The following is a 23,410-nucleotide window of genomic DNA, read 5'->3' as shown; positions in this document are numbered from 1 at the left end:
AGGTGAAGCGAGGACCGCCCCACCTAAACTCCTTATTCCGGTACTTTGACGTCCGGATACGCATTTTTGACTTTTTTGTAGAATTCAGCAAGTGCTTCGTCTTTTGATTTTTTGCCTTGGACGTATTCCATGACTGACGCACCGTATAATGTATCGAGCTGTTGGTCGTACTTCGTCACGATACCCGGTGTGATTTGATCCGCTTGATCGAGGAAGAACTCATAGTTGTTCTGTCCGCCGAGGAACTCATCTTTGAAGTCGGTTTTGATTTTGTCGGTAACCGGTGTATACGCAAGGACGTCACCTGTTTCTTTCGCCCAATCTGTCAAGAACTCTTCGTCCTGCGTCATCATCTTGACGAAATCATACGCAAGTTTTTGTTTCTTCGAATCTTTATAGACACCTAACCATGTACCGCCCCAGAAGTATGGGCTCGGTCCGCTTGTGACGGCCCAGTCACCGGCTGATTTCTTCGCATTTTCTTTTAAGACACTGTGTAAGCCCCATGTTGGAAGGACATACGAGAAGATTTCTGTTTCTGTTTCTTTACCGTTTTCTTTGACTTTGACCGGCTTATCCATCCCTGCGAACCATGATGGTGACCACTCCGGTGCAAGTGCTGTGTATTGTTTCGTCCGGAGCTCTTTCGCGTAATCCATGTAGTTCTTCTTGTCTTCTGTCAAGACGAGCTCTTGCTTATCGTTGACCCAGGCCTGCGGATCATTACCTTGTGCGAACCAACGGATTGAACCTTCATCCGGGAACATTTTATAGCCTTTGCCTTTCATCTTCTCAGCGACATCGAAGACGCCGTCCATCGAGTTCATCATCGCACCGATTTCTTTTGGATCATCCGTACCGAGGACTTTTTTGGCGATGCTGCGTTTGTAATAGATACCACCCGGTGTTGTTTGCCATGACAGCGCACGGACGTTACCGTCTTTGTCTTTCCCCATGTCATAGACGTACGGAATGTAGTCATCTTTGACTTCGTCTGCGTTAAACGGTTTTTCAGATAGGTTCGCCCAGTAACCGGCATCGACCCATTGTTTCAAGAAGGCGATTTCACCAGTGAAGATATCCGGTGCACCGACGCCGCTTTCAAGTGCCGGTTTTAATTTCGTCGGGTAGTCGGCGATTGGAACGATCGTCAATTCGACTTTGACATCATTGTTCTCTTCGAACTTTTTGATTGGTTCTTTTAATTCATCCGTGAACGACCAGATTTTCAAGACTTGTTTCCCATCACTTGTCGTTGCTTCTTTACTATCTGAACATCCTGCTAAAACGCTTGCTGTTAACGCGCCGACTGTCAAAACACTGACTAACTTCTTCTTCATGTCATCCCATCCTTTTTCTGATGTACTCGCTCACTACTATAGTAAGCGGTTTCATTTCTTATCCGAAAATATCGAAAGCGCTTTCGAAAACTTCTAGAAAAAAGTTCCGAAAGCCCTTTCGGAAAGCTTTAAAAAAATATACTGTTTCGAAACCGCTCTCGCTTGTCCTCGCCTTCCACCTGCGAGAGCGATTTCGAAATCGATTGTTAGTCGTTGACGGGTCCCGTTGAATGGCGGACGATCAACTCGACGGGAATGATGTCCGTCGTCTTGAGACGTTGCTTGTTGACGATCTGTTCGATCAATAAATCCGCTGCATGTTGTCCGATCCGTTCCGTATCTTGCCGGACGGTCGTCAACTTCGGTGTGACGTATTTCGACATTTCGATATCATCGTAGCCGACGATTGAAATATCTGCTGGTACGTGTAACCCGGCTTCATGGATTGCTTCCATCGCACCGATCGCCATTTGGTCACCGGCAACGAATACTGCCGTTGGACGTTGTGGTAAGGCAAGTAACGTCTGCATCGCTTGTTTACCTTCTTCGACCGAGAAAAAACCACCGTTGATTAAGTAACCTTCTAAAATCGGTAGTGCGAGTTCAGCCATTGCCCGTTCGTACCCAGCAATCCGTGCACTTCCTGCGTCAATCGTCGTATCTCCCGCGATATGGGCGATTCGGCGATGACCGAGTTCATGCAAGTGATTGACAGCGAGTGCTCCGCCTGTCAGATTGTCTGAGAAGACGACGCTACAATCCGCGCTGTCCATATCGACGACGACGATTGGAATCGTGCTCTGAATTAACTCTTGGACGTGCTGGTCCATTTGATCGGAACAGATGACGACGATACCGTCGACCGCCCGGTGCTGAAAATGCTCGAGGTAACTCATGTCGCGGTTGCGGAGATTACGTGAAGCAAAGATTAAGTCGTATCCTTGTTGCTCCGTCGCTTGACGGAAGCTTTCGATGATCGCGTTGAAGAACGGATGCATCATCCCGACTTCGTTCGCTTCCGAGAACATGACCCCGATCGTCCAGGACCGTTTCGTCGAAAGGGACTGAGCATGCGCATTGGGTAAGTATCCCATATCCGCTGCCGCCTGAATGATTTTTGCTTTCGTTTTCTCACTGACATCGGAATAGTTGTTTAATGCCTTTGAGACTGTCGTAATCGAAAAACCTGTTATTTTTGCTAAATCATAAATTGTGCCCATCGTTAAAACCTCATTTCACCGAAAGCGCTTTCGATAAACTTAGTATAGACGGGAATTTGGAAAGACACAACCATTTTTTTCGAATTTATTTGGAATTTAAAAAATAAATGATATCGCTTTCATTTTTAATCAGAAAAACATATAAACAAGAACAAATGTTTGGTATACTATAAACACCAGTCAACCATGCTTAAAATGGAGAGGAGCATTATCATGCCGATTACCCCCTACCTTGTCTTCAACGGCAACACCCGTGAGGCGATCCATTACTACGCCAACATCTTCGGCCAGGACATCCCTGAGATCATGGAGTTTGGTCCCGGTAACAGTCCGAACGGTCAACCGTTTGAAAAAAACGTCCAGTCGCTTGTCCTGCATTCACAATTGATTGTTCACGGGACACGAATCATGTTTTCTGACGCGATGCCGCACGATCCCGTCACGATCGGACAAAATGTCACGCTAGCCCTACACCTGCCGGACATCCAGGTCATTCATGAGGCATTCGACAAGCTGGCGCAAGACGGTAAGGTCATCATGCCGATTCAAAAAACATTTTGGAGTGAAGCCTACGGTATCGTCGAAGATCCTTTTGGTGTTCAGTGGCAGCTCAATCATGAAGTGAGTGAAGTGACGGCGTAAGTTGTTTCGGCTGTCATGTTTCCGTTCTCACTCGCTTTCTTCTACGAGTCTAGTGAGGAAAAGTATTCCTATTGAAAAACAAGATCCAACGAAATTCGTTGGACCTTGTTTTTTACTACTTAAATAAGGCATATCTTCGTAAGTTCATTCATAGACTGTCTAAAATAATCTCTAAAAATCAACATCAATTTTATCAGAAAACATAGTTTCACTTTTTAAATTTGTTAAATACCCCTTGAATCCGATTTGTTTTTTCGACTGAAAGAGGTATTTCTAGTACGGATGTTTCTTCGGTCATTTTATTATTGGCTGAACCAGCTATTCCTGTTACTGTCCCAAACAAACCCTTCACCTTACTTGCCGCCTCACCTTTTGATTCTTCATATTTTAGCAACTCAATATCAATTCCCTTATGTAATTCTTCCATTTCAAGCATATATTTATGACTTTCGGATTGAGCTTTTGAATATCTGTCAACTAGTGCATTATATTCAGGTAATTTTCTCTTTTTTTCCGCTAAAGAAGCATTTCCAAAGAAAAAGTCTAATCCAGCGTAGACGACTGAATCATTTAATTTACGATTATGTTGATCCTCTTCTAATTGAATTTCTAAAATTTCTGCTTTAAGGTTCGAAATATCATCTTTAAACAATCGTTGACCTTCTTGTAATGAGACGATTGACTTCTCAATCCAATTTTTTGCATCTTTCGGAGAATCTATCATTAGCCAAGTGATACTGATGTAGGATTGAATAAAGCCCGTAAAATGAACATCAAAAGCTGTTTTTCTAAATTTTGCCCGCTGTACACCGTACGCTTTAATAAATTCTTGCAGAGCATTTTTTACCATCTTTTTAGATTCCCTCGGGCTTCGATGATCATCGTTTGCTTGCTCTAAATAGGTTAGACCTACATAAAAAGGCCCTTCTTGAATCGCTTTAATCTCATTCGTAAACATATCAAATAGACGCGTTTGCGCAGCTTCTAGTTCAATCAATTTGCTTGCCATTTCTTTTTTCTGCTGTACTCCGTTATAGACTTTAAATGCTTTTAACGTTCCTGAAAACACAAAATCAATCATTCATCATTCTCCTTTTATGTATGAGAGGTACTATCTAGATTGAACCTTACTTCATTTCATTTGTACTTCTTATAAAATTTTATCAAACGGCGCTAAAAATTACCAATAAATGGAGTCAATGTTCATTGTAAAAGTCAATTTTTATTTACTTTTACAATGATGGATATACATGATCAAAGAGGCTAGAACATAATTAGCTGACTTTAAATGAAAGAAGGAATTCCCACCGTCATAGATACGCAATCCCTTCTTTTTTGTTTACGAAACTGAGTTATGTCCCAATCTCTTTTAGTATATTTCCTTCATGGTATACTGTGTGAAAAAGGATTTGAAGGAGCGAATATTATGATATCGATGACGTTGCAACAACAACTCGTTCAAACGATTAATGTGCACGTTAATGCTCATTTCATTATCTTGTTCGGCTCCGCTGCTACAGGCAATATGACAGAGGATAGCGATTTAGATATCGCTTATTTAAGTGACCAAACGCTTTCAGCATACGATCGATTTCTATTAGCCGGTAAATTAGCACGAATTGCTGGTCGTGAAGTTGACCTCGTCGATATTAAGCAGATTGATACGATTTTTACGATGCAAATTTTCACAGAAGGTCAGGTCATCGACTGTCAAAATCATAACGAACTGACACGACAACAAATGCGCGCTTATAGCATGTACGCTGCTTTTTCTGAGGAACGCGCTCCGATCGTACAGTCGATTAAGGATCAAGGGAGTGTTTTCTAGCATGAATGATGTTTTGTTGAACAAAGTAACCACAATTGAACGATGCTTAAAAAGAATACAAGAGGTTTATGCAAATGAACCTAGTCATTTAAAAGACTACACAAAACAGGATAGTATCATTCTAAATATCCAACGCGCGTGCGAAGCAAGTATTGACATTTCCATGCATCTAGTAAGAAAACGCAAGCTTGGATTACCTAAATCGAGTCGTGATGGGTTCCAGTTACTCAAGGAAGCAAAACTTATTGATGCTTCACTTGCCACCAGCCTCATGAATATGGTCGGATTCCGTAACATTGCAGTACATGACTACCAGTCACTTAATTTAGACATCCTTCAAGCGATTTTAGATCAACATCTCAACGACTTTCTAAAATTCACTCGAATCGTCATTCAACTAGAAGATTGATTCGCTGTGAACAGCTCTGTACCAAGAGGCGACTCCATACCACGGAGTCGCCTCTTTCGTAAATTCTGTAACCTCACATTAATAACGGTTTCCGGGAACTCAAAGTTTTCAAATTTATCTCCTGTCAGTAAAATTGATTCTTATCCAAACCTAATCAAACAGAGTCTAAAATTAACAATTATGAAAGAAATGACGCGACTCGATGATGAAAAATGGACAAAAGAGAAGGTCATCAAACATCAAGATGAAATGTACGCTCTCTTAAAGAACAACATTACACAGAAGTCACCGACATTTGCTCAACCTTCCCAAGTGATATCAATAAATTAAATTTCAAAAAACTCTTTGTGCGAATCTACATCCGGGTGCGCTCAAAGAGTTTTTTGTGTAAGTCTTTTTTACTTCCAACACTAGTTTTCCATTACTAGAAAATCGTAACAACCATATTTTTAAATCAGAAAATATTAAATTTATTTTGATTTTTTATAATTAAATCGATTGATTTTAGTGAAACCTGGGGAAATAATACTATTGGTCTTTATCATTTTATGAAGAAAGGAGATTAGCATGCAGTACTTAATTCAGATTTTGCATTCCATATCTTTAGCGATTCTAGTTGCCACTATCATTTATCGCCTGCAAGTCGTCAAAGGGGAGAGACCTCCTGAAAAATTACCTGACGCGACGCTACTACTCTGGTTAAGCAGCATTTTGTTTCTGACTTCTCTCTTGAATGGTTACATCCTCTATCGTCAAAACGGTCAATTCGAAATCATACTGCTCCCCCTCTTATTTTTAATGGTTTTCTCTTTGTCGTTGTGGATTTTTTACTGTCTCTATAAATTTTCGAGACGGGGCCTCTCACTTCAGCTTGTTATTCCTACGGTTACTTTGTTTCTTTTATACTTACTAACTGCACTTGCGACTCTGTTTCATTTTGAAAATGTATTCTATGTCGTACTTTTCCTCGGTATCCTTAGTATTTTTATTAGCGGATTGTTTTTATTAAAACATAAGTCCTTTCAAGCAATACCACGTATCTGGAAGTATGCATTGCCCTTCGGTATTTTATTTATACTAGTTTCGTACGAAGTCATTTCATCTGCTCCTCCTGCAACGAGTTCAGAATCAACAGCAGCTCCCGCTTCAACCGACAACGCTACTGATGCCGACGCTAAAGATGAAACATTCTCTGAAGAACCTGTCGAAGAGCCTGTTACGGAAGAGGTAGAAGAAACACAAGAGATCTCAGACGATGTAGTAAACGCCTCCGAAGAAGAAATCTATGATCAAACTAAAAAGTATTACGCTTCCTACACACCGATAAAACTTCAAGATCCTAATGAAAAAATTGAACTTGCTCCAAGCTTCTTTTATGAAATCAATCAAATCGAAGTCGGTGAAGTCAATACTTACGAACCGTTCGTAAAGAAGTTCATGTTCAATGCCGAACCGACCTCTGTGTTGAAAGTATCTGTGACCGTTCAGAATAATACCTCAAAAGATTACTACTATTCTTTTGCCAGTACATTTATTAACAATGGAACAAATGAGTATAGTCCCGTTGGAAAGTTTACGTTAAATCAAAGCTACGATCCAAACACGGAGCTCCCGCTTCTTCGGGCGGGTACAAAAGATCGAGGTAGCTACTATGTTTTCATGGAAGAATCTGCAGATACTCTCGATTCCTTTGATTTTTTGATTGGTTTACCGACCGATCCTGCTACAGGTAACCCTGTTGATTCCTCTTCTAACAACACAATCACAATCTCTCTAGACTGACTTTCCGAAGAAAGATTCGGAAAGTCTTTTTTCTGCTCCATACTATTCTCTTCGTTCCATTTCCTTGTATACTAATAGTGTCCTAAAAACTAGGAATTAACATCTTTTTTCAAAAAAACACACTTTTATTCTAATGTTTTAAATTCTATATAAAGGAGTTTTCATGTCATGAGCACTACCCGGTCAAAAGCTATTAACTTATTCCAATTCATGGCTGCTGTTAAAAAACTTGGTTTGAAGACGCAGCATGATACGAAAACATATACAAGCATTTTAGAAGAGACGATGATGGACTATCCGAACGTCAAAGCGACGTCCGACGACAGCGGGCAGACCGTCGTCGAAGTAAAATTTCTTCCCGCCTTCTCCGTCAGCCGTCCTGTCCTCCCGAGCGGATTGAACGACTGGACTGTACAGAATGGCGAGGACATCACACCGAAGGCTTCACTCCCTGAAGAATTACGTCAGACGTGGACGACCTACGAACTCGCTGTCCGGGAATGGAAGGATAAAAAACGTCAACATGAAAAAGCTCAATCCTTATATGACCTCATGTACCGGATGTATCAATTCCAGTCGACCGATAATGACACGCATGAAATCGTCTGGACATTCGGCATGCTCCATTGGCCTTTGCACTACATACAACGTCCCTTGTTCGCTCGCCCTGCCGTGATTGAGTTCGATACGGAGAAAAGCGTCTTCCGAATCGAGACAACACCGACGCCTACAAAACTTGAACTCGATATGTTGCACTGGGATTCGGTCTGGATGAAGGCTGAACTTTCACAGTATGAACTCGACTTCAAGGAAGACCATGCCTTTGACTTCAATCCATGGAGCACAGACGAGGTGAAAGAACGAAGCGAACAAGTATTACGCCTGTTACATGCGGATCATGCTTACGGTCAAGAAGCTGATGTCTATGTCATGCCAAGCGTCCGACTTTACCGCCGACCAAAATCAAATCACGGCTGGATCGAAGAACACGAGCAACTGGCACAAGCCATCGAGGAAGAGTTGCCGATTTCTCCTGCACTCGAACAATTTTTCACATCGAATGATGCGGAGATTGCGGCACTCGATCAACAGGACCGCCCACAATGGACAGCTGTCGGGGAAGAAATCCTGTTCCCTCTCCCCTACAACGAAGAACAAAAGCGGATTTTGCAACAGTTGAGCAACAATGCAGGTGTCGTCGTCCAAGGACCTCCCGGAACAGGGAAAAGTCATACGATTTCGAATCTCATCTCGCATTTGCTCGCCCACGGAAAACGCGTCCTCGTCACGAGTGAAAAAGAACATGCCTTGACCGTTCTGCGTGATAAGTTACCTGCTGAAATCCGTGAACTTGCCGTCTCTGTACTTGGGGCTGACTCAAAGACCATCAAGCAGACCGAGACTTCTCTCCACGGGATATCAACGTATCTTAACAAGACATCCGCCGAAGAACTTGCTCAGCAGTCGACGACGATTCGTGCGCACCTTGAATCGATTCGACGGGATATCGCAAAAACACGACGGGCGATGATTGATCAAGCCGTCCTCGAGCACGAGAGCCTCGCAATCGGAGGCGAAACGAAAACACCTCTCGAATGGGCAAAATGGATCAGTCAATCCCAGGCGCAGACACTGATTCCGACGCCAATCTTGACGGAAACAATTCCGCTCAGCGCACCAGACATTCAGGAACTTTATGCTTTGATGCAAGACCAAGAAGCACTTGCTGAATTGAAGGTCCTCGGGCGCCGTCCAGCGCGAACGGCATTCTCGGAACCACTCCGCTTTGAAGAACTCGCCCAAGAAGTGGCGACCTTACGCGCGCTCGAAGCAGAAGCAGCCCCTGTTGATTGGATGCGCCCTGCGTCAGAAGAGACGAAGGTGCAGACGCTCGACTGTTTACACCAAGCTTCTACAACGTATCCGACACTTGAATCTTGGACACATACTTTGTATCGCCACTGGCTAGCCCATCCGTCTGACGCAGAAGATTTGGAGCGAGAACGTGCCCAGTTCGAACAGACATTGCGTGAAATCGAACGACTCGAACGGACCGTCTCACTGCATGACTTCTCGCTTCCGACGACGGCCGTCGACCTCTTCTCGCTCGCGACCGAACTCGTCCCACTCTTCGAAGCGAACAAAGTCAACGGGATGTTCTTTAAATGGACGAAACGGAAGAACTATACGGTCATCCTCGACAAGGTGACGATTGACGGGAAAAAAGTATCCCAGTCATCAGATGTCGCACTGTTGCTTGAGCACCTGACCTATACGGAAGAGCTACGGAAACTCGAGCGGACGTTTACCCACCGATTCGCTCACCATGCCATCGAGATTCCGGTCGTTTCTTTAACGACATACCGGAAGGCGCTTGACGTCATGCGTAAGCTCGACACAGTGCTTAATCACTTCAAAGAAGTCGTCCGTCCGCTTCGAGCAGTCTATGCGACGGCGACGTTCTCGTACGAGCAGGACTGGTTGACGGCACAAGCACATGCCCTTGAAGTCTTGTTCCGTCTCGAACGGCTCGATGAACTGAATCACCAACAGCAAGCTTGGCTCGCAACACTCGAGAATACCGAATTCACGCACCCGATCACGGCACGGGTGATGCAAGCGATTCGTGCATGGGATGCGTCACAGTATACGGAAGTCTATGAAGAGCTCAGACTCTTAGAGACGAACGAGCATCGCGCGAGTCGTCTGCAGGAGCTCAGCGACCTGCTCGAACAGGCAGCACCGAACTGGGTGACGGCACTGCGAACAAACAGTGCCCCGACCTTCCACGCCCTCGAGCTGCATGACGCCTGGCACCTTGCTTATGTCAAAAGCCGCCTCGACGACTTAAGTGATGCCGATGAGCGGGATCACTTGTATCGATTGGAACAGGAGGAAGGTCAAACTGTCGCCCGCCTCTGTGCGACACTCGCGTGGAAGGAACAACTTAAACGGATGACCCCTTCGAAGCAGGAACAACTCAACAGCTGGGCGACCTTGATTCGTAAAGTCGGGAAAGGAACAGGGAAACACGCCTCCCGTTACCGAAAGGAAGCGGCCAAACAGATGATGCAGGCGCAGGATGCGATTCCCGTTTGGATCATGCCTGTCAACCGTGTCCTTGAATCGTTCAAGGCAGCGAGTGATTTGTTCGACGTCATCATCTTTGATGAGAGTTCACAAAGCACGATGGATGCCATCTCGCTCCTGTCACGGGCACGTAAAGCCATCATCGTCGGCGATGATCGCCAAATCAGTCCGACAAGTTTTGATAACCGGGATAACGTCGAAGAGAAACGGAAAACTTATTTCGGGGATGATCCAACGATGACGCTGTTCGATGGGACGAGTAGTCTGTATTCGCTGGCCTCGGTCAAGTTCAGTACGAAGGTCGGCCTACGGGAACACTTCCGCTGTGTACCGGAAATCATCGGCTTCAGCAATGCCCATGTCTATGAAGGAACAATCGTCCCGCTTCGTCTGCCGCAACGCGCGGAACGGCTCAGTCCCGCCGTCAAAAGTCACTTCGTCAGTGACGGTTATGTCGACGAACGGACGACGGATAAAATCAACTTGCCGGAAGCACGCGCCATCGTCGCGGATCTCAAGCAGATGATGCAGGACCCGCTTTACGCAGAGCGGACGTTTGGTGTCGTCTCTTTACTCGGAAACGCCCAAGCGAACCAAATCGAACGGATCGCGACGGCTGAAATCGGAATCGAGACGTTAATGAAACATCACGTCCGTTTCGGGGATGCCTATACGTTCCAAGGCGACGAGCGAGACGTCATGCTGCTGTCGATGGTCGTCGCTCCGAATAAACGCTTCATGGCGATGACGAAGGAAACGGATAGTCAACGTTTTAATGTCGCAGCGAGTCGTGCCCGCGATCAAATGATTCTGTTCCATTCGGTCTCGTTGAACGATATCGGCAATAGCAACTGCATGCGTTATAAATTACTTGGTTATTGTCAAAATCCACTCGGTGACCAAGCTTCACTCGAGAGTATTAAACATCGCTTCGACTCCCCGTTCGAAGAAGCCGTCTACCGTCGCCTCGTCGCTCGTGGCTATCTCGTCACGCCACAAGTCAAGGTCAATGGCTACCGGATCGACCTTGTCGTCGAAGGCGAACACAATCGTCTTGCCGTCGAATGTGATGGCGAACGCTGGCATGGACCGGATGCGTATGAAGCAGACATGTTCCGGCAAAAAGTCTTGGAACGAGCAGGTTGGAACTTCTGGCGTGTCCGTGGCCGTCATTTCTATCAAGACGCCGACCGGGCGATGGAATCGTTATGGACGACGCTTGAAGAGATGGAAATTAAGCCGACTTTGCTTGAATATGTCTAAGGCATACACACGATAAACAACTTGTACACCATCAAAAAAACACCTTTCATTGTCGGCTTGAGCAGTTCAAGCGACTTTTGAAAGGTGTTTTGTTTTACTTGCTTATTTAACAATAATTTTACGTTTTATGCTCGTCAGGTTCCCTGCTTTATCCGAGACACGATAAGTCAGGTAATAGGAACCTTTCTTTTTCGTATTGACGGTTCCGCTGACTTTTATCTTCTTCGTCAAAGAGCCATCCAGGTTATCTGTCGCACGTACACCCGTCATCGGGTTAAACGACGATTTGTACTTGATTGATTTTGCTGTTGCCCCGGTGATGACCGGTTTTGTCAAATCTTTCACAACGACTTTCCGAATGATGGTCGTTTTATTCCCCGCCCGATCACTTACACTGTACGTTAATTTGTATGTCCCGACTTTCTTGCTGTTGACACTACCGCTCACCTTGATTGATTTCGTTAACGTCCCGTCGACATTGTCTTTGGCTGATACGCCTTTTCGTACATCAAACTTTTGATTCAGAGCAACTGTCGTACTCTTCACCCCGCTGATCACCGGCTTGATCGTGTCCTTGACCGTAATGACGCGGCTTACTTTCGTGACGTTACCTGCTTGATCCGTCACGGTGTAGATCAACGTATAGCTGCCTGCTCGTTTCGAATCGACGGTTCCTGTAATCTTGATTTGACTCGTCAAGTTTCCGTCCGTTTCATCAGTAGCCGTCACGCGATCAGATGGATTAAATGTTTGCCCTACGTCGATCGTTTTCTTCGTCGCACCGGAAATGACCGGTTTGATGACGTCACTCACCCGCTGTTCGACCTGCTCACTCTGATTGTTCGAAGCGTCTGTTGCACTGACGCGAATCACCGTACCTGCAGGAAGAACGGTTGTCGAATGAGCGAATCGTCCCGATTGATCGGCCGTCAATGCGACCGTCGTCTTCCCGATAAGAAGTGTGACGTACGCACCAGGCTCCACCTGCCCTGTGATGCGTGTTGATTGATTGGTCACTTGATCGACGACTGGTTTCGCCGGTGCCGTCACATCTTTCAACGTCACCTTCTGTAGCTTACTCACGTTCCCAGAAGCATCGGTCGCGACGACATACAACATGTTTCCTTGCGGACGTTCGAATGAAATACTGAACTTCCCGTCCGCTCCGGCCGTCCCTTTACCAAGTTGCTTGTCTTTCGATTCATTTTCGTAAATCGTGATCGTCGCGCCTACTTCTGACTCCCCTTTGAGCTGAAGGACATCGTCCGTTGTCTCGAGTGGGAGTTTCATCGTTGGTGGGACATGATCCTCTACCACGAAGCTATACTCCTCGTTGATTAGACCGTCGATTTCAACTTTAACAGCTAACCGTGTGCCGATTTTTTGTTGGTCCAGCTTTAATTCAAATTGTTCAGAAGCACCTATGACGGTTTTTGCGACACTTTTTCCTTCTTTTAAAACGGTAACACTCATTCCGTTAGCGCCACGCCCTTTAAGCGTGCTCGATTCTTCTAAGAAAAAATCTACTTTATACGTATAGAATTGTTGCTTATTGATGTCCGACTGAATATTAAGTGCATCAATGGCGACATATCTAATAGTCATACTATTTTTAAGTGGAATGGTATCAGTAAACACTGGACTCCCTGATGTAGGTGTCGATCCATCTAATGTATAGTGAATTTTTGCACCTTTTGTCGCACTTAAGACAACCTGCTCTCCTTCAGTATAGATTCCACTCGATAACGAAGAGGTAACAACAGGCTTCGAACGATCTAAAACACTGTACGATTTAGTCCATGTATTTCCGAAAATGTCACGGAACGAAAAGTCCAACTGACGCTTTGTTCCAATTGGATAGTCTTTGACACGGAATGTTCCATCGGAGTTAATATTTAATTTTTCACCTTCCAATGTCACATCGACTACAGGAACAGTAGCACCAGAAAACGTGACTTTCCCATCCGTTTCGACGATCGGGTCTTCATAAAGTTTAAATGGTACATTTCTATTTAGCGGGTCACTACTTGCCGTCATACTCGATACACTATTGCTGCCGCTCATGACGACTCCACCTTGATAAAGCGAACCTGAACCGTAGCTAAAACTATTAGCATAAATCGTCCCAGTGACACGGACGCCACCATAAATCCGCATCGCTCCAAGTACATACACATTTCCATAGACAGTAGTTCCGTTTAACGTCGCAACAGCCTTTGGTCCGATATAAAGATCTCCAGAAATTGTTCGGTATGTTAAGGATGTACTTTCTGTATAGAATGTGTTGGCTAGTGGCTCGATTCGTTTAAATACCGTAAATGTATGGCTGCTTAATCTTTCAGTCACAATTGTTTTATTTCCGTTTAAGTCTTCCACTTCAACAGAACTAATCTTCCATTCACCAGCATCTAAGCCTTCAGTCAGTTGAAGAGATGTTTGGTATTCATCTACCTCTGTCGAAGGAGAGAGTGTAACGATTTGTTCTTTCTGAGAAGAACTATGTCGATATGCCACCTTAACGCCTTTTACTTTCGTATCATCCACTGCTGTAACCTTTATTTCTAATGGCTGTGTTTGATCAAGAAACGATTGGCTGAGTGATAGTGACTTGAATACAGGCGGTATTTTGTCGTTTTGATAATCGTTTAGATTGAACTCACCTAAATTGTTAAACGCGCCCTTCGAGGAATAAAACCACGCTTCATTCTCAGCGTTATCCTCGATGTATAAAGAGCTTGGCTTCCACACACCTGACGGTTTATCTTCCGTCATCATAAGACGCGCAACATAGACTTTCTTCTCACTATCGTAACTCATGTTTAAGAGTTCCGATTTATCAGTCTGGGGCACTTTATAAAATATCATGATGCGCTTGATCCCACTCTCAGCATCACTCGCCTTGACCGTTATCGTCACTTCTTCCCCAACCTTCACGTCCTTTTTATCTACTGACAGGCTTTCAAAAACGGGCTTTGTTACATCGGCAGAAGTGCCGGACAACGTAAAGTCGCCCGATTCATCGAATACTCCCTTCGAGGAATAAAACCACGCTTCATTCTCAGCGTTATCCTCGATGTATAAAGAGCTTGGCTTCCACACACCTGACGGTTTATCTTCCGTCATCATAAGACGCGCAACATAGACTTTCTTCTCACTATCGTAACTCATGTTTAAGAGTTCCGATTTATCAGTCTGGGGCACTTTATAAAATATCATGATGCGCTTGATCCCACTCTCAGCATCACTCGCCTTGACCGTTATCGTCACTTCTTCCCCAACCTTCACGTCCTTTTTATCTACTGACAGGCTTTCAAAAACGGGCTTTGTTACATCGGCAGAAGTGCCGGACAACGTAAAGTCGCCCGATTCATCGAATACTCCCTTCGAAGAATAAAACCACGCTTCATTCCCAGCGTTATCCTCGATGTATAAAGAGCTTGGCTTCCACACACCTGACGGTTTATCTTCCGTCATCATAAGACGCGCAACATAGACTTTCTTCTCACTATCGTAACTCATGTTCAAGAGTTCCGATTTATCAGTCTGGGGCACCTTATAAAATATCATGATGCGCTTGATTCCACTCTCGGCATCACTCGCCTTGACCGTTATCGTCACTTCTTCCCCGACCTTCACGTCCTTTTTATCTATCGACAGACTTTCAAAAATAGGCTTCGTTACATCAACCGCTGCTTCAACTTTCTCCACAGGAATAGAACCGATTAATAGAACTATTAAAAGTAAATATGAAATCCATTTTTTCATCATTTTTCTCTCTACCTTCTTCTTTACATATTTTTAGTTTTTTAGAAATTCGATTTCATTACAAAAGCAAAGATATTTACAACTCAATATTACTTTATCAATTAATTCCCAATAAATGATTTTCTAACTTTAGGTCAATGCTTTTTACTACTTAATTATTTTAGAAAATCCACAATCTAAAATACCTTAATATTACATTATTTAAATTATAATGGTATATTAAGTGTGAACAGTTTTTTAATTATGGATGGAAAATAAAGAGGTCTTTTTAGATATTTATAGAAAATATATATACATTATGTAGTTTATTGAGAAGGAGGATTTCATCATGGAATTTCACGTTTCTCAGAAGGAGGCGGAGTGGTCTTCTTACTGGCAGGAGCATGACCTCCAGTTCGCGCATGAACTTCCTTTAAAAAGTGAGGACATCGTGGCACTTCAGAAATGGATGAATAAACAATTTCAAAGTAGATGGCATGATTCAAGCCGTCGTATTGTAAACAGGCTTTGGAGTCATTATCCCTTCACTTGTTTACTTGCTACATCGACTATCGCGCTAGATCAGGAAGATGCAGGGTTTTGGACATTATTTGCTAACTTCTATTCAGTAAACAGCAATTTCGTTAATGATTGGAAAGAAGAAATGGACATCGCTCTACTCCGAAACTCAATCTATCGATCTGTGGATAATCATCGACGCTACTATCTCACGGCTTTAATCCATTCAGGTGTCACTTCAATTTATGCTTTAGAAAATATATACAATTATTTTATTAGCCAAGTGATTGAACAAAGAAGACAATTACCCAGTGCCATTCGTCAAGTTATGAACGGACAATGGCAATGGTCAGATCAATTAAAAAAACCAATCCTCCTTTATATCGAACAAAGTTTACGGAATCCAGAACCTCTTTTTCGCTTAAAAGAATTCTTCATGGAAAAGCGAACAATTAGTTCCTTTCCACCCTATATGCATAAAAATCTAAAGGCAATTCAAAAAATTGCTCAGGTAGAACGAAAAAAACATTCTCGGCGACAATTTATTTTTTGGGATGAAGTGCGTCACCGTCCACGTCTTAAGCTTCCTATCGTTGAACGAGAAAATGCTCGTCGTGCCTATTGGATGATTGGAAATCAAACGATTCCTTGTCAACGTGAAGCTACTGAGCATTCAGTTCGTTTTCACCCTGTTGATACTGAAATTGATTATTCTCCAAGCCAAAAAACACTAACACTGATGATTGACTCAGAAGAAGAAGTCTACGAATTAACATCAACTTATCCCTATTACTTCAAGCAAAAGTTAGAGACGAGTCACTATGATTTATTACGAGGAAACTACGTTGAAGCTGGAACAGAAGTGGTTATCGTCAAACCATCGAATTTTTCAACGAATGAATCCTATCGACCTGTTTCTCATAAGTCTTGGAGTGGTTTTGAATATAAACGTTTTTCGATTCAAAGTGATACCGAACTTTACTTCCAATCAGAAGAGGGTTTCATCAGAAAACAATTCGTCACAACGTCAAAAGTAGAAGTCACTTTAGATACACCACCACTTTTTTACTCGACCGAAAAGCATTATGCGGAATTTCCAAAGTTACGATTCCATGACCTTGAAAGTTTTCAGGATTTATTAAATTGGTCTTTACAAGTCAATAATTCGCCCTTCACCTTTGAACAATTTTCAGACGGCTTGATGCAACAAGGAGAAGATTTGATTTTAGATTTGCAAAAATTAAATATTAATCGGAATTTACTACAACGGGTTACCTTACATCTAAAAGATCAATATAAAGACCATACTTACAATTTAAGTTTCGTACTTTTTCCACGAGATTTTTATTATCGACGTTATCAAGATCATATTCGTTTTTCCTCACGACATCTTCAAAAAATTCGTATTTCGACAAAGACATTCAGTTCAAAAGAACAGAAGATTGATATATCGAATGATTACTTAAAGGGATCTACACCTTTGACATTCACAATTGCTGGTCACCCTCTTTATAGTGTCGACTTCAATAAAGTATTTTTCGAATATGAAATCCTCTCTAAAAATGGTGTCGGTAAAGTATATACACCAGAAGAAGTAGATGATATCTCAATCCGAATCACTAGACTTTATCCATCACAAGAAATTCTTCATGCTTATTTATCAGTTAGTAACTCAAAAAAATCTGAACAGATACCAATTTCGATTAAACGTAATCATTATACGAATGTCATCTCCCTTAACATTTGCCATCATGTACTAAAACGTTTCGAATCTGGCAGCATCACACTCGTTATTAATGATCAATCCGAATTCATTTGTCATTTTACAGATGAGCTTCACCCTTTACTCCACATGGATGAATCATTCACTGTCCATCTGGAACATCGCCTTGAATATGATATTAAATTCAAAGTTTTTCATCCATATAGCTTAGTCGAAAATGAAGCAATCTTTATTCTACCTCAAGGTTCCAATCATCTCTGCCTGAGTCCCTTTTCTGACCACGACGTCATTGTCAATGGAATCAAGGATGAGACAGATTGGTTCGGGGGCGATGATGATATCATCACCTTCCCGAAATTGCAAAGAGCGTTATCCACCGAAAAACTAATCTCTTTAGTTCATTCATTAGACGAAACAAATTGGGCATCTTTCATCCATAAATTGAATACGTATGGAACAGCCTATTTTCAACAGCTCACCGACATCCAACCGTTCCTATTAAAACGAATTATAGAATCTTCAAAGCTAGCAGAATTAACAATTGCTACAATCGATACGAATCATGTTTCATGGGAAAACTGGGTCGACGCCTTCAGTATCTATTTATGGCCATTAAAACACCAACAATCATTCTATACAAAAACTGGAACGACAAGGCTCACCGATGAGGCATTTGGTCACTTAAGGACGTTCTCGCAGCTAAATTTATCTGACCGACATGCACTACGTCATCAATTCAAACGATTTAACCCTGAAAATTTACATCCTCTTGATTTCAACATCATTGATAGCTGCAATCCTTATCTCGATGATCGTTTTTATCAAGATCCGAACGAAGTCATCTTATATAAACTGCATATTGAGAGTGAGCTCAAGTGGGCAGACTCTCAAATTCAAAAATGGATTAAGGCGGACAAGCTTCCACTCAAGGTACAAAAGTTGATTAATGAACGAGAGTTTCCGATAAGTGTCAATATGAATCAATTTCCGACACTCTTTTATATTACTTTACGAACAAAACTATTGGCTTTAGGGCTTTCACCTCGTTTAAACACACGTGCCAAAAAACGAATCAATCAAAAGCTAAGAGATCTTCCAGCTGTATCTATCAAAGACTTGAGTCACGACAGCTATCATCTTGTAACCGCTTGGGAGGAACGAACATGAGTATTCATCCGATAAATGCCACTGCACGTCTCCAAAATCGATACATGGATTATTTGACGTCTTTTTTTAAGATCAATAATCAAACGTTGCACGAACAGTTCAAACAAATCCTTCGTCTTAACAATCAGTTTTTAAAGGGTCCCTATTTAGAAGCAACGCTCCCTTATAAACCTGGTAAAACGATCACAGAGCTAATTCAAGAAAATATCGTCCATCCAGATATCGCACGTTTCTTGCCTGGTGGAGATACGTTTCGTTTATATCGTCATCAAGAACGTGCCATACGTCTCGCTAAAACGAAAAAATCCTTTGTCGTCGCTACTGGAACCGGGTCTGGTAAAACAGAGAGCTTCATGTTACCAATTTTTAATCACCTTCTCGAACAGAACGAAGCAAACGTTCTGACAGACGGTGTCCGTGCGCTTCTGCTGTATCCGATGAACGCACTTGCTAATGACCAACTTGATCGTCTTCGTGAACTGTTAAAAGATACGCCAGAAATCACATTTGGTCGATTTACTGGTGAAACAGAAGAAAAGAAAATAAATGCTCTTCAATCTTACAAGGCACAGTATAAAAAAAATCCACTTCCGAATGAACGATTGTCACGTGAAGAAATACGTCGTAATCCACCACACATCCTGATTACGAACTATGCGATGCTGGAGTACTTGATGATGCGTCCAGAAGATAACACCCTTTTTTCAGGACGATTTAAGAAAAATTGGCGTTTCGTCGTTTTGGATGAAGCACATACGTATGATGGTGCGACAGGTGCTGAAGTCGCTATGCTGCTTCGACGATTAAAGACCGAAGTAGAGCATGAATCGCCTTTACAGTTCATCGCTACTTCTGCGACACTCGGATCATCCGAACAAGCAAAAAGAGATGTCATGTCATTCGCAAGTAAACTGTTTGGTCAAGCTTTCTCGTTAGAAGCAGGGCAATTGGTCATGTCTGAACGGATTGACTACGACGAACTCTATTCAGCAATCGAACTACCTGACTCGACGATTTATCTTGAATTACAGACTTGTTATGCCGAAAATCGTCTACCCGACTTAAAACGCTATGGTTATCTAAAAGATTACTCTGGGCATCCTAAACAGGTGATTTATGATTTACTCGCACACGATCGACGGTTGCATACCTTACGCAAAAAATTAAGTGATGTCCATCTGTTGATTGATTTAGCAGATGAAATCTTCTCGGAGTTGAAGCGAGAAGATGCAATCGAGCGTTTAATCGCACTGATTGATATCGCGACGCTCGTCCAAGATGAAGCTCGTCCCAAACTGCTACCAGCTAAATATCATACTTTTTTCCGGGCTCTTGAAGGTGCTTATCTTGAATTTCATCCACAAGAAAAGCTCCATCTATTTCCAAAGTATAAATCCGAATCTGGTCATCCTATTTATGAGATGGGTGTCTGCCGCCGTTGTGGAGAAGTACATTGTTTTGGACACTCCCCTCATTCCGGTCTACTCGTACCCCAAAGCTCGAACGGAAAAGTCTTGAACACGATGTTTTGTTTTAAATCGACTGATGGGATGTCTTCTGATTTAGAAGACGAGCCAGTTGCAACCATCTCTCAAAAGGATTGGTGTCCGTCTTGTGGTAAAACAAGGTTTGCTTCTGAGACTTATTTACCTTGCGAATGTGATGTTCCTCTTCGTCAGATTTCAACGATTGATATTTCTGAACATTCTGCGTCCTGTATGTCATGTGGTCTTCCTTCCCATCGTACTGATGCGATTCGTCGTTTTTATACCGGAGCAGATGGTGTAACTTCAGCACTCGCAGCCCAACTGTATCAAGAACTTGTCTATGGCAATCCAACAACATCCACTGGACAAGCTAACAATGCTATCGAAGATGATTGGTTCGACAGCGATGAACCTATCGTGATAGAAGAGCAAAAAGAAACATATGAAACTCAGAACTTGATTGTTTTTTCCGATTCTCGACAGGATGCTGCCTTCTTTGCACCTTTCTTGGATCGAACATATCGTAATTATCTGTGGCGTTCTTACTTTTGGCGCGCCATTCAAGGAACGACTGACACCGTCTCTATCATGGAATGGAAAAACCTTACCCTCCATCTAAGTGGTGCACGCTCGATTCATCTTTTTGATGATTTGACGGTTGATCAAGAAATCAAGCTTCGACTTTTCCGTGAATTCATCTTAAGTGATGATGATTTTTCATTAGAGAACCTTGGAATGATTGGATTCGACTTACCTTTAGATTCGGATGATAAAATAAAGCTCGAAACCATCATCTCAAAACAGATGCAAATCAAACCTGAACATGCTTGGTCTTTCTTAATGACCATCTTTTATTATTTACGTCTTCAGGCAATCGTCGGAATTTCAAAAGATTTAGATCGAAGACACGTTTTACTAGCGCCGAAGGACCATGTTTATGGCATCGTAGCAACCGGTGGTCATCCAACGACGTATATAAAGAATTTCGTACCCGAACGAACAAATGTGTTTTTGCAATGGTTTGAGCGGTATTATGACCGCTATGAGATTCCTTATACGACAGAAAGTATCAAAAACACACTCATGAATTTATTTAATAAAGTACTTGTTAATCCAAAATCACCGCTTCATAAAGTTTTTGATCATTACGACTCTGAGAAGAATCAGTCTGAACGTTGGGTTTTACAGGCAAATCATTTTCACGCGTATATCCCAGAACACCTCTATGTCTGCACGCTTTGTAAGGCAGTTCATACACACGATGCTGGTATCTGTAAAACACGCAACTGCAAGGGGCATCTCGAACAGACTACAATTACTACACTCGAGCAAGGTGCACATTATCGAGAAATGTACCAGACGATGCTTCCGATTGATATGGTCGTCAAAGAACATACGGCCCAACTATCAAATCGTCTCGGACAAGAGTATCAGAATAAATTCATAAAAAAAGAAATCAACGTTCTTTCTTGTTCGACGACCTTCGAGATGGGGATTGATGTCGGGAGTCTAGAATCCGTCTTCATGCGCAACGTACCTCCGAAGACAAGTAACTATATCCAGCGGGCTGGTCGCGCCGGACGAAGTTCGTCTGCTGCCGCATTTGCCTTAACATTTGCTCAAAAGAAATCGCATGATTTAACCTATTTCGAGAATCCGAAAAGTATGATTGCTGGCGACGTCAAAGCACCGATATTCTCAATCGATAACGAAAAAATCATTCGTCGTCATATTCATGCGACCGCGCTATCTTTATTCTTTAAGGAGCAATCACACTTTTATGGTAATTGTGAGCGCTTTTACCGACTAGAAGAATCGGGTGATAAAGGACACGAAGCGTTCATCGAGTGGTTAAAGACACATCCGGCATTATTGAAACAACAACTTTTCTCTATCGTTCCAGTTGCTCTTCAAAAACATCTTGGAATCGAAAATTGGGATTGGATTGATGTCGTTGACAGTCAGGAAGAAGCCTTTTGGACTGCTTCCTTACAGTACGCAACAGATATCGAAAGCTTAAATACAATTTATGAGGAGCAATCTGCTCAACGAAATAGAGTGGATTCGTACGGAAAAATGATTACGACACTTAAAGAAGAGCAATTGATCGGTTTTCTCTCTTCGAAAGGTTTTTTACCGAAGTATGGATTCCCTGTCGATACGGTCGAAATGAAACTGCTCGATTCAGACTATCGTTCGAAACTGCGTTTACAACGTGATTTGAAACTAGCGATTTCTGAATATGCGCCAGGTAGTAAGTTAGTCGCGAATGGGATGTTAATCGAATCCACAGGTGTGAAGTTGATTGAAGGCAAGCAATTGCCAGTACATCACTATACACATTGTCGTCACTGCAATAAATATAGTTATGTCGGTAAGTATGGTGTTAACGATGACCGCGAGACGGACTGCGAAAAATGCGGAGAGCCACTTCAAGTTAAATATTATGCCATTCCGAAGTTCGGCTTTTACGGAAAAGCCAAGCCTCTCAGTACGGAGCGGCGACCAGAAAAAGCATTTGGTTCGCGTGTCTTCTTTGCAGAGTATGGAGAGAGTCAGACACCAGAACCCATTCATTTAGAAGGGAATCGTTATGAACTCGACTATATATATTCCCATTATGGAACGCTCTCTGTCGTCAATGATAATAAAGGTCAACAGTACTGGATTTGTTCGACATGTGGCACACAAGTCGAGGGGAAAAAAACTCATAAAACTCCTTTCAACGGAACCTGTCGTTCGCATCATCGGATGACCGTCCATCAAGCACCCGTTTCACTTGGCCATCACTTCACAACGGATGTCTTACGCCTATCCTTCCGATTTTCGAATGGAATCCGTCTCTATGAATCGTACCAGTCCTATTCCTTACTATTTGCGTTGATTCGTTCTGCAAGTTTCCTCTTACAAATCAATGAGGATAATTTAGGTGGCGTCATTCATTATGAAGCTTCCACAGGGACGTATGATTTGATTTTATACGATGATGTCCCGGGCGGTGCTGGATTCGTCCAGGCAGTCAGCCGGAAACTACCAGAAATCATGGATCATGTGCGAACAAGTATCCAACATTGTACGTGTGATGTAAATACAAGTTGTTATACATGTCTCCGTTCATATCGTAATCAGTTTCTACATGAGCAATTGCAACGACAATATGTGATTGACTTGTTTAAGTGAATATTTTATAAAAAAA

General features: G+C 42.7%; 12 protein-coding genes. 8 read left to right on the top strand and 4 right to left on the bottom strand.

Features of this window, described 5'->3' with window-relative positions; translation table 11 throughout:
• Positions 1-32: 32 nt before the first annotated feature.
• Entirely contained in the window at positions 33-1,340 is a 1,308-nt protein-coding gene (locus KNP88_RS11865; protein ID WP_088836159.1) for an ABC transporter substrate-binding protein, read from the bottom strand.
• A gap of 206 nt (positions 1,341-1,546) precedes the next feature.
• Positions 1,547-2,560, bottom strand: coding sequence for a LacI family DNA-binding transcriptional regulator (locus tag KNP88_RS11860; protein ID WP_214846009.1), 1,014 nt, complete (start codon positions 2,558-2,560; stop codon positions 1,547-1,549).
• Between the two features lie 213 nt (positions 2,561-2,773).
• On the opposite strand from KNP88_RS11860, the gene KNP88_RS11855 reads away from it, so the two are divergent.
• A complete protein-coding gene (locus tag KNP88_RS11855) occupies positions 2,774-3,202 on the top strand; it encodes a VOC family protein (protein WP_214893918.1) in 429 nt (142 codons plus the stop codon).
• A gap of 208 nt (positions 3,203-3,410) precedes the next feature.
• Here the strand turns inward: KNP88_RS11855 and KNP88_RS11850 are convergent, their stop codons facing one another.
• On the bottom strand, positions 3,411-4,283 hold the full coding sequence (locus KNP88_RS11850) for a hypothetical protein (protein ID WP_214893917.1): 873 nt from the start codon (positions 4,281-4,283) through the stop codon (positions 3,411-3,413).
• A gap of 345 nt (positions 4,284-4,628) precedes the next feature.
• On the opposite strand from KNP88_RS11850, the gene mntA reads away from it, so the two are divergent.
• From mntA to KNP88_RS11825, 5 genes are all read left to right on the top strand, one after another.
• Positions 4,629-5,030, top strand: coding sequence for a type VII toxin-antitoxin system MntA family adenylyltransferase antitoxin (gene mntA, locus KNP88_RS11845; RefSeq protein WP_214893916.1), 402 nt, complete (start codon positions 4,629-4,631; stop codon positions 5,028-5,030).
• 1 nt (position 5,031) lies between these two features.
• The gene (gene hepT / locus KNP88_RS11840) at positions 5,032-5,439 is read left to right on the top strand and encodes a type VII toxin-antitoxin system HepT family RNase toxin (protein ID WP_214893914.1); all 408 of its coding nucleotides are present in this window, start codon (positions 5,032-5,034) and stop codon (positions 5,437-5,439) included.
• 6 nt (positions 5,440-5,445) lie between these two features.
• Complete coding sequence (locus tag KNP88_RS11835) at positions 5,446-5,769, top strand: GmrSD restriction endonuclease domain-containing protein (RefSeq protein WP_214893912.1); 324 nt, start codon at positions 5,446-5,448, stop codon at positions 5,767-5,769.
• 237 nt (positions 5,770-6,006) lie between these two features.
• Positions 6,007-7,221, top strand: coding sequence for a hypothetical protein (locus tag KNP88_RS11830; protein ID WP_214893910.1), 1,215 nt, complete (start codon positions 6,007-6,009; stop codon positions 7,219-7,221).
• 168 nt (positions 7,222-7,389) lie between these two features.
• A complete protein-coding gene (locus tag KNP88_RS11825) occupies positions 7,390-11,574 on the top strand; it encodes an AAA domain-containing protein (RefSeq protein WP_214893909.1) in 4,185 nt (1,394 codons plus the stop codon).
• Positions 11,575-11,676: 102 nt separating this feature from the next.
• On the opposite strand, the gene KNP88_RS11820 is transcribed toward KNP88_RS11825, so the two are convergent.
• Positions 11,677-15,342 carry an immunoglobulin-like domain-containing protein gene (locus tag KNP88_RS11820; RefSeq protein WP_214893908.1) on the bottom strand — a complete coding sequence of 1,222 codons (3,666 nt, stop codon included), beginning with the start codon at positions 15,340-15,342 and terminating at the stop codon, positions 11,677-11,679.
• Between the two features lie 325 nt (positions 15,343-15,667).
• On the opposite strand from KNP88_RS11820, the gene KNP88_RS11815 reads away from it, so the two are divergent.
• Positions 15,668-18,727: a hypothetical protein gene (locus KNP88_RS11815; protein ID WP_214893907.1), complete on the top strand. Its 3,060-nt coding sequence runs from the start codon at positions 15,668-15,670 to the stop codon at positions 18,725-18,727.
• Positions 18,724-23,394: a DEAD/DEAH box helicase gene (locus KNP88_RS11810; RefSeq protein ID WP_214893906.1), complete on the top strand. Its 4,671-nt coding sequence runs from the start codon at positions 18,724-18,726 to the stop codon at positions 23,392-23,394. Before KNP88_RS11815 ends, KNP88_RS11810 begins: the two co-directional genes overlap by 4 nt.
• Positions 23,395-23,410: the final 16 nt, after the last annotated feature.

Origin of the sequence: Exiguobacterium sp. H66, from assembly GCF_018618705.1 — a bacterium.
GTDB classification, from domain to species: Bacteria; Bacillota; Bacilli; order Exiguobacteriales; family Exiguobacteriaceae; genus Exiguobacterium_A; species Exiguobacterium_A oxidotolerans.
The sequence above is the reverse complement of the archived record's forward strand: the minus strand, read 5'-3'. Positions and strand labels throughout refer to the sequence as shown.